An 11,625-nucleotide genomic window follows, 5' to 3' on the forward strand; every position below is an offset into this window, starting at 1 on the left:
GGTTGAGATTGCAGAATACGCAACGGTGATTGCGCATTCTGACTTCACGGTTGTAGCATCACGCCCGAACTCCAGTCAAAGACAAGCATTCCGGGAGAACGCCGATGGCGGATGTCGTCTCACGTGCAGTGTGTCTCGGTGAGGCGATGATCATGCTCGCCGGGGACACCGGCGGGCCGCTGGAGGACGTCGAGTCGTTCCGGCGGTCGGTGGGTGGCGCGGAGTGCAACGTGGCCGGCGGACTGGCTGCGCTGGGAGTCTCGACGAGCTGGGTCTCGCGGCTGGGCGACGACGGGTTCGGTCGGCACGTACTGCGCGACCTACAGGAGCGCGGGGTCGACATCGGTGGGGTCGAGGCTGACCCGGACCGGCCGACCGGGCTGTACGTGAAGCACACGACGGACGGTCGCTCCCGGATGCATTACTACCGCTCCGGCTCGGCGGCGTCTGCGATGGATCCGGCGTTCCTGGACCGGCCCGCGGTGCGCGAACGGCTGACCGCTGCCGACTTGGTGCACACGACCGGCATCACCGCGGCCATCTCCAGCACCTGCGCCGAGATGCTGGAGCGCTTGGCCGGCGACGAGCGGGACTACATCTTGAGTGTCGACCTGAACTGGCGGCCGGCCTTGTGGCGCGACAAGGACCCGGAGCCGCTGTGGCGAGTGCTGCGGGCGGCTGACGTCGTACTGATCGGTGCGGACGAGGCTGAGGTCTTCGCGGGGACCAGTGATCCGGATGAGCTGCGTGAGCTGCTCGGGCCGCGGTGCACGTTGGTGATGAAGAACGATGCGCACACTGCGCTCGTGCTGGAGCCGGACGGTCGCCGTACCGAGGTTCCTGCGCTGCAGGTCGAGGTGGTCGAGCCGGTCGGCGCCGGGGACGCGTTTGCGGCCGGGTTCCTCGCGGGGACGTTGCAGGGGTTGCCGGTGGAGCAGCGGCTGCGGCAGGGGCATCTGGGCGCGGCGGCGGTGCTGGCCGTGCCGGAGGACCACGCTGCGCCGTTGGATCCCGCCGTACGTCAGAAGCTGCTGGACTGCTCCGACGAGGAGTGGGCGGTGGTCAAGGTCGGTCCGTCGGGTGTGACGCTGCCATGAGTCAGAGCCTCGCCAGGGCGTTGCAGATCCTGTCCAGCCTGGGGGAGGGCGAGCGGTCGCTGGACCAGCTGGCGACTGAGCTCGACGTACACAAGACGACCGTGCTGCGGCTGCTGCGCACCATGGAAGCAGACAGGTTCGTGCGGCGTGACGAGTCGCACCGCTACCGATTGGGGTCGCGGTTGTTCTCGCTGGCGGATGCGGCTCGCGAACAGCACGTCGTACGCGCGGTCGCCGCACCGCATCTGCGGCAGCTGAACCAGAGGACCGGCCAGACCGTGCACCTCGCGGCCTGGGAGAACGGCGAAGTCATCTACGTCGACAAGCTGGACAGTGTGCGGTCGGTGCGGATGTACTCGCAGGTCGGCGTACCCGCTGCGCTGCACTGCACCGCGGTCGGGAAGGTGTTGCTGGCGGCGCAGCCCAAGCGGCAGCGGGAGGCGTTGCTGGCGGCGATCGACTACCACGCCTTCACCCCGCAGACGATCACCGATCCCGACGTACTGCGGGACGAGCTGGACGAGGTGCGGGCACAGGGCTGGGCACAGGACCGGGCCGAGCACGAGTCCTTCATCAACTGCATCGGGGCGCCGGTCGCCGATCGCGACGGCCGGATCGTCGGGGCGGTGTCCGTCTCGGTACCCGACGTGCTGCTGAACTACGAGCAGGTGCTGGAGTTGCTGCCAGACCTGCTCGCCACCACGCGAGCGATCAGTGCTGACTACAACTGAGAGGTATGACGCTGATGTCCGACAAGACCGCCGTCTCCACCACCGACGCGCCGGCGCCGCTGCCGGTGTACTCGCAGGGCGTGCGCAAGGGCAACATCCTGCAGGTGTCCGGCCAGGGATCGGTCGACCCGGCCACCGGCGAGTTCGTCCACCAAGGTGACGTGAAGAGCCAGACCACCCGGGTGCTGCAGAACGTCGAGGCGATCCTGACCGCCGGTGGCGGCAGCTTCGACGACGTGGTGATGATGCGTGTCTACCTCACCACCCGCGACGACTTCGCCGCGATGAACGAGGCCTACGCCGAGTTCCTGTCCGCCCGGACCCCGAGCGGCGTCCTCCCCTCCCGCACCACCGTCTTCACCGGCCTCCCCCTCGAAACCATGCTGGTGGAGATCGACGCCCTCGCCGTCCTGGGCTAACCGAGCTTGGGGGCCCGGACGAGGGGTTCGTCGTTGACGGACCGTTTGTCCGGGCCCTGGTCCCACCAGAGTTCTTGGCGGGTGGTGAGGTACGGGTACCAGTTGTTGATTCCGGTGCCGTGGCCGAGGGAGTGGACCACGGCTTCCAGGTAGCCGGTCAGGTCGGCGAAGGCGTCGATGAAGTCGACCGGGCCGTCGTGCGGTGCGAGGGCGAGCTCGCCGGCGGCGCGAGTACGGCGTACGTCGCCGGAGCGTGCCGTGCCAGCCAGGCGTCGATGGAGCGCCAGGACTCGGTGATGGTCATCGGCCGGCGATCACGGGGTTGGTGAGCGTGCCGACGCCGGGGATGCGGCACTCGGCCACGTCACCCGGGGTGATGTGGACGGCTCCCGGCGTACCGGTGGAGATGATGTCGCCGGGGAAGAGCGGCATCACCTTGCTGTGGAAGCTGACCAGGAACGCCGGGCTGAAGGCCATGTTGGACACCGTGTTGCTCCGGTGCACCGAGCCGTTGATCACCGTCGACACCTCGACCGCGTCCAGCGAACCCCAGTGCGCGAGTACGGCGTCCAGCCCGGCGATCGCCGGCCCGAAGGAGAAGAACCCCGGGAAGTTCTTCGACCGGGTCAGGAACCGTGGGTTGCGCTCCAGGATGTCCTCGGCGGTCTGGTCCAGCACGGGGATGACGCCGTACACGTAGTCGAGCGCCTCATCCTCCTCGACCTGGTAGCACTCGCGGCCGATCACCAGCCCGAGCTCGGCCTCGGCCGTGGTCCGAGTGCTCTGCGAGGGCACCGGGATCGGGTCACCCGGCCCGATGATCGTGTGATCGCCCTTCATGAACGAGGCCGGTTCGGTCGGCACGTTCTCCGACAGGTCGCCGGCGTGCTCGAGGTAGTTCAGCCCGATGCCCCAGAGCTTGCGCGGATGCCGGTACGGCGCGACGAACTCGAAGCCGGCCGGGTCGCGGAAATCACCGGCCGCGGCGGCCAGGTCGCTCAGCGACGTCCGCGACAGGATCGACAGCACGTCGCCGTCGAACCCCAGGTCGGCGGCCAGCGCCACCCCGCGCTCCGAGACCACCGCGGCGGCCTCATCGCCTTCAGCAACCCTCACGGACCCCAGCTGGACGGACATGCGGCTCCCAAGTGATCGGCGACGCCTTGCAGCCTAGGGGCCTGGGTGTCCACGGACCGGAAACCCGCGTCCATTTCCCGCATTGTGGGATACTCTGCCGCTATGCAGGAACAAGAGCTCCGCCGAGGGTCGGTGCAGTCGATCGACCGGGCGGTGGCGATCCTGCGCTGCTTCGACGCCCGCACGCCCGACCTCGGCATCAGCGACCTGGCTCGGGCCACCGGCCTGTCCACCAGCACGGTGCACCGGTTGCTGCTCGCGATGCAGGAGAACGGCCTCATCCGGCAGACCGCGCATCGCCGGTACGCGATCGGCCCGCTCGTCGTGCAACTGGCGCACAGCGGCGGCATCCCGGCCGGCCTGCGTGACGCCGCGATGCCGGTCCTGCGTGAGCTTCGGGACGCCACCGAGGAGACCGCGGCCGTGCACGAGCTGCTTCCGAGTGGGCAACGGGTCGTCCTCGACCAGGTCGAGAGCCGGCACCAGTTGCGCCGTACCTACACGGAGTTCGGCATCCCGGTGCCGCTGCCGCTGGGGGCGCCGGGGAAGGTGCTGCTCGCGTTCTCGCCGTGGCAACGGCAGGCCGAGGTGCTGGCCGCGCCACTCGAGCAGGTGCTTCCGCAGACGATCACAGACCCCGCCGTACTGGCTGCGCAACTGGCCGAGATCCGGACGAGAGGCTTCGCCAAGTCGATGTCGGAACGCACACCGGGGATCAGGTCCGTCTCGGCCCCGGTCTTCGACTACTCCGGTCAGGCCATGGGGTGCCTGTCGATCTCCGGTCCCGAGTTGCGGCTGCCGGCGGAGCGGTTGGAAGAGCTCGGCGAGCTGATCGTCCCGGCGGCGTGGACGGTGTCCGAGTTGCTCGGGGCGACCGAGGCCGAGCGCGACCGCCGTACGGCGCTGGCGTCCGGGCCGGCTTCATGAATCTCTGGCGAATCGCGCCGTCGGTCTACCTCCCGGCGCTGCTCTACGGCATCGGCCAGGGCGCGATCGCACCGGTCGTGGCCGTGTCCGCCACTCATCTCGGGGCCTCGGTCGCGGTCGCCGGGCTGGTCGTCGCGGCCGCGGGCCTCGGCCAGGTCATCGGCGACATCCCGGCCGGCGCGCTCACCAGCAAAATCGGTGAACGCCACGCGATGCTGCTCGCGACCGGCCTGGTCGCGCTGGCCCTGGTCGCCTGCCTCCTGGTACCGACGGTCTGGGGGCTCGCGATCGCGATCGGCGCTACCGGCGTCGCCGGCGCGGTCTGGGGACTGGCCCGGCAGGCCTACCTGAGCGAGGCCGTGCCGATCGAGATGCGGGCTCGTGCACTGTCCACACTCGGGGGTGTACAGCGCATCGGCTCCTTCATCGGCCCGTTCCTCGGCGCGTTCGCGATGCGGTTCCTCGGCACCGACGGCGCCTACTGGGTCCACCTGGTCGCCGCTGTCCTGGCCTGCGGCGTCCTGCTCAGCCTGCCCGACATCGAGTCGGTACGGCGGACGCGCGGCAGCCGTCCCGTGGTCGCGCAGTCGACGTGGACCGTGATCCGGGAGCACCTGCCGGTGTTGCGGACCCTGGGGGTCGGGGCGCTGCTGGTCGGTGCGGTCCGGGCGTCGCGTCAGGTGGTAATCCCGCTGTGGGCGCTGCACATCGGACTCGATCCGGAGACCACCAGCATCATCTTCGGGCTGTCCGGCGCCGTCGACATGCTGCTGTTCTACCCGGCCGGGTCGGTGATGGACCGCCTCGGTCGCAAGTGGGTCGCCGTACCGTCGATGTTCGTCCTCGGTCTGGCGCACCTGCTGCTGCCGCTGACCCACACCATGGTGACGCTGACCGCGGTCGCGCTGCTAATGGGGATCGGCAACGGGTTGGGTGCCGGCGTGATCATGACGCTGGGGGCTGATGCGTCGCCGGCGGTCGGGCGGGCTCAGTTCCTGGGGGCGTTCAGGTTGTTCGCGGACACCGGGAACGGCGCTGGTCCACTGCTGCTGGCGGGTGCCACGGCGATGCTCGGCCTGGCGCCGGCGATCGTGATCATGGCGGCTACCGGCTGGGCAGCGGCGACCGCGATGCACCGCTGGATCCCGCCCCATCCCCGGCCGATTTGATTAAGGATGCGTACACCAGGCACACTGTCTACTGCCGAAGACCGCTGGTTGTCGCCCTTGTGTGAAAGTGTGAGGGTGACTGAAGGTCCCACTCTCGAGTGGGCGGCCCGCGCAGGTGAGCTTAGACAGTGTGAGTTGTTCCTTTCACGCCCTTTGCGCCTGCGCAAGGGCGTTTTTCTTTTGTCCAGGGGTCCGCGGCGTGGAAGCCAAGAGAAGGAGACCCCATGGCGAGGCCGGACAAGGCAGCCGCAGTCGCCGAGCTGACGGACGAGTTCCGCAGCTCGAACGGCGCCGTGCTGACCGAGTACCGCGGACTCACCGTGGCGCAGCTCAAGCAACTGCGGACTGCGCTCGGTGACGATGTGAACTACGCCGTGGTGAAGAACACGCTGACCAAGATCGCGGCCAAGGACGCCGGTTTCGAGTCGTTCGACTCGCTGCTGCAGGGTCCCTCGGCCATCGCCTTCATCAAGGGCGACCCGGTGGTCGCGGCCAAGGGCCTGCGTGACTTCGCCAAGGCGAATCCCCATCTCGTCATCAAGGGTGGAGTGCTGGAAGGCAAGGCACTCGGCTCTGACGAGATCAGCAAGCTCGCTGACCTGGAGTCGCGTGAGGTTCTCCTCGCGAAGCTCGCAGGTGCGATGAAGGCGGCTCCGCAGCAGGCGGTGTCGCTGTTCGCTGCTCCGCTGTCGCAGGCCGCGCGCCTGTTCGCGGCGCTGCAGGAGAAGCTGCCGGCCGACGCCGCCCCTGTGCAGGACGCAGTGGCGGACGAGGCACCCGTGCAGGACACGGTCGAGGCACCTGCCGAGGCGAGCACCGAGGAGACCGCTTCGGCTGACAGCTGAAGCGAATCTCGCCCGTAGTACCCCATCAGTGATCACGAAGTACCACAGTTAGGAAGGACCGCCACCATGGCGAAGCTCAGCACCGAAGAGCTCCTCGGCCAGTTCAAGGAACTGACCCTGCTGGAGCTGTCGGAGTTCGTTAAGGCGTTCGAGGAGGAGTTCGGCGTCACCGCCGCCGCCCCGGTCGCCGTTGCCGCCGCCCCGGGCGCGCCGGCTGCCGCTGCCGAGGAGGCCGCGGAGCAGGACGAGTTCGACGTCGTTCTCGAGAGCGCCGGCGACAAGAAGATCCAGGTCATCAAGGAGGTGCGCGGTCTCACGAGCCTCGGCCTGAAGGAGGCCAAGGACCTCGTCGAGTCGGCCCCGAAGGCCGTCCTGGAGAAGGTCGACAAGGCTGCCGCGGAGAAGGCCAAGGAGGCCCTCGAGGGCGCCGGCGCCACCGTCACCCTGAAGTGACCTGTGCGGTCCGAGACCGCACAACCTGCAGCACGCCGAAGGGCGGTCCTACCCAGGGCCGCCCTTCGTCATGTTCCGGGCCAGCCCGACCCAAGCCAGCGCCCACAGCCACCCCACGAGGATGTCGGTGGGGTAGTGCCGCCCGAGTGCGAGCTGCGACCACGCCACAAGCAGCAGCAGAGCCGCACCCAGCAGGACCACCTGCAGTCGGCGCACGATGAGCGCCAACGCGCCGACGAGAGCAGCGGTGTTCGCCGCATGACCGCTCGGAAAGCTGTACTCCGACACGTCCGGCGGCAGCGGCCAAAGGTCCGGCCGCGACCGCCCGACGAGTTCCTTCAGCAGCGGATTCACCGCCCAGACCACACCGACCGCGGCCACGAGGTACGTCGCATCACGCCATCGGCGCAGCGCGAGCAGCACCACCAGCACGACGATCGCAACGGCTGCGAGCGGCTCCAGCTCGGTCAGGTCGCTGACCACCTGGGCAGCCGGTGCGTCGTCGTCGTGCAACCAGACGAGGATGTCGTCTTCGAGTGTCAGACGCCGATGCGGTGCCACGGTCCCCAGATGGCGAAGGTCATCCCGCGGCTGGCCTGGATGTTCACGAACAGCGTGTGCCCGTCCGGGCTGAACGTCGACCCGGCGAACTCGTCACCGGACCGGTCCACGCCGGTGCTGCTGGTCAGCCGGTTCAGCGCGATGTCCCACAGCTGCCCACCGCGGGACAGGCCGCGTAGGTAGTTGTCCTCGGTGTTGTCCTCGCAGAGCACCAGAGTCCCGCGTTTGCTGGTCGTCACGTTGTCCGGGAAGTCCAGCGTGGCCCGGTTCGGCGACTGGAAGATCAACTGCAGCTTCCGTGCCCGCGTGTGGTACGCCCACACCTGGCCGAAGCCGTTGCCGTAACCACCGACCGAGTCGGGCCCGGTCTCCGCCGCGCCGCCGCCTTGTGTCGAGGTGAAGTAGACGACGTTGTTGTCGTACACCTGTCCTTCCAGCCGGGAGAAGTACGCCGCTCCCTGCGCACGACCCTGGTCGCCGACGTACACGAGGGCCTGGTCGTTCGTCGTCGGCGCGGTCTGTCCGGGGGTGTACGGGAAGCTCGGCGCCGGGTCGTCGATGTCGACCCAGGTCACGTCGTACGTCGCCCGCTGCGGCTGCTCGGCGGCCAGGTTCAGGTTCGGGCGGCCCTTGACGGCGAGCATCTGCAGCCGGCCGCCGTCCTCGATCCGCCCGTGCTTCATCGGGTGCCGAGGCGGGCGGTACCGGAAGAACCCCGATGGGAACGCGAAGTTGTCCTCGGTCAGGTAGAGGTACCCGTCCTTGGGATCGAAGGACACCGCCTCGTGGGCGAACCGGCCGGCATGCGTGATCGGCTGCCGGTCGGACTGGCCGCGGGCCGGCACCTCGAAGACGAACCCGTGCGGCTTGGTCAGCGGCACATTGGAGACCCCGGTGAAGTCCGGTCCGACGTCGGGACCGTTGACCGTCTCCTCGCAGGTGACCCAGCTGCCCCACGGCATGATCCCGCCGCTGCAGTTCATCATCGTGCCGTTCAGGCTGGTGAACGCCTCGACGACCTGGCCGTGCAGGGTCACCTCGATCGTCGTCGTACCGCCCTGCGCCATCGAGTCGTACGGCGTCCCCGGGCCGAACGGCGCGCCCGGGTTGTTCAGCTCGTGGTTGCGGACCAGCACGATGTTGCCGTTGCGCCGCTTGAACGCGCCCATGCCGTCGTGCCGGCCGGGCAGGTTGGTTCCGTCGTTCAGCACCACCGGGAATTCGGTGTCGTGGAAGGACCGGTAGGCGAACCCCTCCGGCAGGTGCAGCCGGACCTTGCCGTCGCGCAGGTCCGGGATCGCCTGCAGCGCGGGCGACCGCACGGCGGGCGCCGCCGTCGCCTGCTGTGCCACGAACCCCTGGAACGGCCCGCCGGCGAGCACGCCGCCGGCCACCGCCGCGCTTCCCTTCAGGAATGTCCTTCGTTCGATACTCATCCGTCCCCTCCTCGGGCAGGCGATGTCCCTGGATCGACGCTAACTTTCGGGCCGCATTCCGGACAGATCTCGCGGTACCGCTAGGATCACTCGGGCCGCGTGGCGATCAGCACAGGGTGTCCACCGATCAACACACCGTGATCGGTGTGACCGGAGCGTGACGCATTGGTCACCGTCGCTTGACATGCGGGGGTTACGCAAAACCGTACTCGTGCGTAACCTAGGCCACTGCCCGTCGTTGGACCTGGCAGAACGTCGTCGGTTCGGGGCCTGACAGACATCCCGTGAGGAGGACCGGTGGGCGTAGAAGTCCGCGTCGAAGGTCTGACCAAGTCCTTCGGAAGCCAGCTGATCTGGGGCGACGTGTCCCTGACGCTGCCCGCCGGTGAGATCTGCGTGATGCTGGGCCCTTCCGGAACCGGGAAGTCCGTATTCCTCAAGACGCTGATCGGCCTGCTCAAGCCCGACCGCGGCCACGTCCACATCGAGGGCACCGACATCGCCACCTGCAGCGAGCGGCAGCTGTACGAGATCCGCAAGCTGTTCGGCGTGCTGTTCCAGGACGGCGCGATGTTCGGCTCGATGAACCTCTACGACAACGTCGCCTTCCCGCTGCGCGAGCACACCAAGAAGTCCGAGGCCGAGATCCGCTCCATCGTGATGGAGAAGATGGAGATGGTCGGCCTGGTCGGCGCGGAGCGGAAGCTGCCCGGCGAGATCTCCGGCGGCATGCGCAAGCGGGCCGGCCTGGCCCGCGCGCTGGTGCTGGAGCCCGAGATCCTGCTGTTCGACGAGCCCGACTCCGGCCTGGACCCGGTGCGTACGGCGTTCCTCAACCAGCTGATCATCGACCTGAACGAGATGACCCAGGCGACCTGTCTGATCGTCACCCACGACATCAACACCGCGCGAACCGTGCCGGACAACATCGGCCTGCTGTACCACCGGCATCTGGCGATGTTCGGCCCGCGCGAGATGCTGCTGTCCAGCGAGGAGCCGGTGGTTCGCCAGTTCCTGAACGCGCAGCGGGTCGGCCCGATCGGCATGTCCGAGGAGAAGGACGCCGACGAGCTCGCCCGGGAGGCCGACCAGGAGCTGCCGCCGCTGCCCCCGATCCCGCTGCAGCAGTTGCCGAGCAGCGGCCTGATCCGGCCGACGCAACGCCCGGCCGGTGAGTGGTGCCGCGACAACGGCGTCTCCCCGCCGCCGGGATCCTTCGCCCCAGATGTGGTGGGAGCGACGTGACTGTTTCTGCGACCGCCCCGCTGAAGCACGCCGGCTCGCTCTTCTCCTTCGCTCTCGACACCGCCCGGGCCTCGGTCCGGCGGCCGTTCCAGTTGCGCGAGTTCCTTCAGCAGGCCTGGTTCGTGGCCAGCGTGACGATCATCCCGACCGCGCTGGTCGCGATCCCGTTCGGCGCGGTGATCGCGTTGCAGGTCGGCGGTCTGATCAAGCAGTTCGGCGCCCAGGCCTTCACCGGGTCGGCCGCCGTACTGGCCGTGGTCCGGGAGGCGTCGCCGATCGCGACCGCGCTGCTGATCGCCGGCGCCGGCGGCTCGGCGATCTGCGCCGACCTCGGTGCGCGGAAGATCCGCGAGGAGCTGGACGCGATGATGGTGCTCGGCATCGACCCGATCCAGCGGCTGGTGGTGCCGCGGGTGCTGGCGACGATGCTGGTCGCGTTCTTCCTGAACGGTTTCGTCAGCGTCGTCGGCGTGATGGGCGGCTACGTCTTCAACGTCGTGCTCCAGGACGGGACACCAGGCAGTTATATAGCCTCCTTCACCGCGCTCGCCCATCTGCCCGACCTGTGGCAGGGGCAGGCGAAGGCCCTGGTGTTCGGGTTCATCGCTGCGGTTGTGGCGTCGTACAAGGGGATAAACGCGGGCGGCGGGCCGAAGGGTGTCGGCGACGCGGTGAACCAGTCCGTCGTCATCACCTTCATGCTGCTGTTCGTCGCGAACTTCGCGATGACGGCGATCTACTTCCAGCTCGTCCCGCCGAAGGGGGCCTGACATGTCGGCCCTGGTGGACACGCTGGTCAAGAAGCCACTCAACTCACTCGATCGTTTGGGTGAGCAGCTCGCCTTCTACCTCAAGGCGCTGGCCTGGTCCGGCAAGTCGATCACCCGGTACCGCAAGGAGATCATCCGGCTGCTGGCCGAGGTGACGCTCGGCACCGGCGCGCTCGCGGTGATCGGCGGCACCGTCGGCGTGATCACCTTCCTGGCCTTCTTCACCGGCACCGAGGTCGGCCTGCAGGGCTACTCGGCGCTCAACCAGATCGGCACCTCGGCCTTCGCCGGGTTCGTCAGCGCCTACATCAACACCCGCGAGATCGGCCCACTGATCGCCGGCATCGCGCTGGCCGCGACCGTCGGCTGCGGGTTCACCGCCCAGCTCGGCGCGATGCGGATCAGCGAGGAGATCGACGCCCTCGAGGTGATGGCGATCCCGTCGCTGCCGTTCCTGGTCACCACCCGGATCATCGCCGGCCTGGTCGCGGTGATCCCCCTGTACGTGGTCGGCCTGCTCGCCTCGTACTTCGCCACCCGGCTCACCGTGACCATGTTCTACGGCCAGAGCACCGGCACCTACGACCACTACTTCCATCTCTTCCTGCCACCCGGGGACGTGCTGTGGTCGTTCGGGAAGGTGCTCGTCTTCGCCGTCCTGGTGATCCTGGTGCACTGCTACCACGGCTACCACGCGACCGGCGGCCCGGCCGGTGTGGGTGTCGCCGTCGGCCGCGCCGTACGGACCTCCATCGTCGTGATCAACGTCGTCGATCTGCTGCTGTCGATGGCGATCTGGGGTACGACGACCACCGTCAGGCTGGCGGGGTGACGT

14 protein-coding genes are annotated in these 11,625 nt (G+C 68.5%); 11 read left to right on the forward strand and 3 right to left on the reverse strand.

The window, feature by feature from the left end; genetic code table 11:
- Positions 1-104 precede the first annotated feature (104 nt).
- The 4 genes from ACIBGM_RS27955 to ACIBGM_RS27970 all read left to right on the forward strand — a co-directional run bounded on the left by ACIBGM_RS27955 (position 105) and on the right by ACIBGM_RS27970 (position 2,576).
- The gene (locus ACIBGM_RS27955; protein WP_396387201.1) at positions 105-1,097 is read left to right on the forward strand and encodes a sugar kinase; all 993 of its coding nucleotides are present in this window, start codon (positions 105-107) and stop codon (positions 1,095-1,097) included.
- Positions 1,094-1,828, forward strand: a complete 735-nt coding sequence (locus ACIBGM_RS27960) for an IclR family transcriptional regulator (RefSeq protein WP_396387202.1) — start codon at positions 1,094-1,096, stop codon at positions 1,826-1,828. The genes ACIBGM_RS27955 and ACIBGM_RS27960 overlap by 4 nt, the downstream gene beginning before the upstream one ends.
- 5 nt (positions 1,829-1,833) lie before the next feature.
- On the forward strand, positions 1,834-2,247 hold the full coding sequence (locus ACIBGM_RS27965) for a Rid family detoxifying hydrolase (protein ID WP_360527649.1): 414 nt from the start codon (positions 1,834-1,836) through the stop codon (positions 2,245-2,247).
- 119 nt (positions 2,248-2,366) lie between these two features.
- On the forward strand, positions 2,367-2,576 hold the full coding sequence (locus ACIBGM_RS27970; protein ID WP_360527652.1) for a hypothetical protein: 210 nt from the start codon (positions 2,367-2,369) through the stop codon (positions 2,574-2,576).
- Here the strand turns inward: ACIBGM_RS27970 and ACIBGM_RS27975 are convergent.
- Positions 2,548-3,384, reverse strand: coding sequence for a fumarylacetoacetate hydrolase family protein (locus tag ACIBGM_RS27975; protein WP_360527655.1), 837 nt, complete (start codon positions 3,382-3,384; stop codon positions 2,548-2,550). The genes ACIBGM_RS27970 and ACIBGM_RS27975 overlap by 29 nt on opposite strands.
- Positions 3,385-3,486: 102 nt before the next feature.
- Here ACIBGM_RS27975 and ACIBGM_RS27980 point away from each other — a divergent pair, with 102 nt between their 5' ends.
- From ACIBGM_RS27980 to rplL, 4 genes are all read left to right on the forward strand, one after another.
- Positions 3,487-4,311: an IclR family transcriptional regulator gene (locus ACIBGM_RS27980; protein WP_396387203.1), complete on the forward strand. Its 825-nt coding sequence runs from the start codon at positions 3,487-3,489 to the stop codon at positions 4,309-4,311.
- A complete protein-coding gene (locus tag ACIBGM_RS27985; RefSeq protein ID WP_360527661.1) occupies positions 4,308-5,480 on the forward strand; it encodes an MFS transporter in 1,173 nt (390 codons plus the stop codon). The genes ACIBGM_RS27980 and ACIBGM_RS27985 overlap by 4 nt, the downstream gene beginning before the upstream one ends.
- Positions 5,481-5,704: 224 nt before the next feature.
- Positions 5,705-6,325, forward strand: a complete 621-nt coding sequence (rplJ, locus tag ACIBGM_RS27990; RefSeq protein WP_360527664.1) for a 50S ribosomal protein L10 — start codon at positions 5,705-5,707, stop codon at positions 6,323-6,325.
- A gap of 66 nt (positions 6,326-6,391) precedes the next feature.
- A complete protein-coding gene (rplL, locus tag ACIBGM_RS27995; RefSeq protein ID WP_360527667.1) occupies positions 6,392-6,778 on the forward strand; it encodes a 50S ribosomal protein L7/L12 in 387 nt (128 codons plus the stop codon).
- 48 nt (positions 6,779-6,826) lie between these two features.
- Here rplL and ACIBGM_RS28000 read toward each other — a convergent pair whose 3' ends face one another.
- Together ACIBGM_RS28000 and ACIBGM_RS28005 are read right to left on the reverse strand one after the other, a co-directional pair.
- Positions 6,827-7,339, reverse strand: a complete 513-nt coding sequence (locus ACIBGM_RS28000; protein ID WP_396387204.1) for a phosphatase PAP2 family protein — start codon at positions 7,337-7,339, stop codon at positions 6,827-6,829.
- Positions 7,318-8,775 carry an alkaline phosphatase PhoX gene (locus ACIBGM_RS28005; protein WP_360527673.1) on the reverse strand — a complete coding sequence of 486 codons (1,458 nt, stop codon included), beginning with the start codon at positions 8,773-8,775 and terminating at the stop codon, positions 7,318-7,320. Before ACIBGM_RS28005 ends, ACIBGM_RS28000 begins: the two co-directional genes overlap by 22 nt.
- A 297-nt stretch (positions 8,776-9,072) precedes the next feature.
- On the opposite strand from ACIBGM_RS28005, the gene ACIBGM_RS28010 reads away from it, so the two are divergent.
- From ACIBGM_RS28010 to ACIBGM_RS28020, 3 genes are read left to right on the forward strand one after another with little or no spacing between them, the layout of a single operon-like run.
- On the forward strand, positions 9,073-10,020 hold the full coding sequence (locus ACIBGM_RS28010) for an ABC transporter ATP-binding protein (RefSeq protein ID WP_360527676.1): 948 nt from the start codon (positions 9,073-9,075) through the stop codon (positions 10,018-10,020).
- Positions 10,017-10,790, forward strand: coding sequence for an MlaE family ABC transporter permease (locus ACIBGM_RS28015; protein WP_396387205.1), 774 nt, complete (start codon positions 10,017-10,019; stop codon positions 10,788-10,790). Before ACIBGM_RS28010 ends, ACIBGM_RS28015 begins: the two co-directional genes overlap by 4 nt.
- A gap of 1 nt (position 10,791) precedes the next feature.
- Positions 10,792-11,622, forward strand: a complete 831-nt coding sequence (locus tag ACIBGM_RS28020; RefSeq protein WP_396387206.1) for an MlaE family ABC transporter permease — start codon at positions 10,792-10,794, stop codon at positions 11,620-11,622.
- Positions 11,623-11,625: the final 3 nt, after the last annotated feature.

The organism is Kribbella sp. NPDC050470, assembly GCF_044458365.1.
Lineage (GTDB): Bacteria > Actinomycetota > Actinomycetes > Propionibacteriales > Kribbellaceae > Kribbella.

Excerpts from the sequence above, each read along its gene's own strand:
- rplJ (WP_360527664.1), top strand. The coding sequence starts at position 5,705 with ATGGCGAGGCCGGACAAGGCAGCCGCAGTCGCCGAGCTGACGGACGAG.
- rplL (WP_360527667.1), top strand. The coding sequence starts at position 6,392 with ATGGCGAAGCTCAGCACCGAAGAGCTCCTCGGCCAGTTCAAGGAACTG.
- ACIBGM_RS27965 (WP_360527649.1), top strand. The coding sequence starts at position 1,834 with ATGACGCTGATGTCCGACAAGACCGCCGTCTCCACCACCGACGCGCCG.
- ACIBGM_RS27975 (WP_360527655.1), bottom strand. The coding sequence starts at position 3,384 with ATGTCCGTCCAGCTGGGGTCCGTGAGGGTTGCTGAAGGCGATGAGGCC.
- ACIBGM_RS27960 (WP_396387202.1), top strand. The coding sequence starts at position 1,094 with ATGAGTCAGAGCCTCGCCAGGGCGTTGCAGATCCTGTCCAGCCTGGGG.
- ACIBGM_RS27985 (WP_360527661.1), top strand. The coding sequence starts at position 4,308 with ATGAATCTCTGGCGAATCGCGCCGTCGGTCTACCTCCCGGCGCTGCTC.
- ACIBGM_RS28005 (WP_360527673.1), bottom strand. The coding sequence starts at position 8,775 with ATGAGTATCGAACGAAGGACATTCCTGAAGGGAAGCGCGGCGGTGGCC.
- ACIBGM_RS28020 (WP_396387206.1), top strand. The coding sequence starts at position 10,792 with ATGTCGGCCCTGGTGGACACGCTGGTCAAGAAGCCACTCAACTCACTC.
- ACIBGM_RS27980 (WP_396387203.1), top strand. The coding sequence starts at position 3,487 with ATGCAGGAACAAGAGCTCCGCCGAGGGTCGGTGCAGTCGATCGACCGG.
- ACIBGM_RS27955 (WP_396387201.1), top strand. The coding sequence starts at position 105 with ATGGCGGATGTCGTCTCACGTGCAGTGTGTCTCGGTGAGGCGATGATC.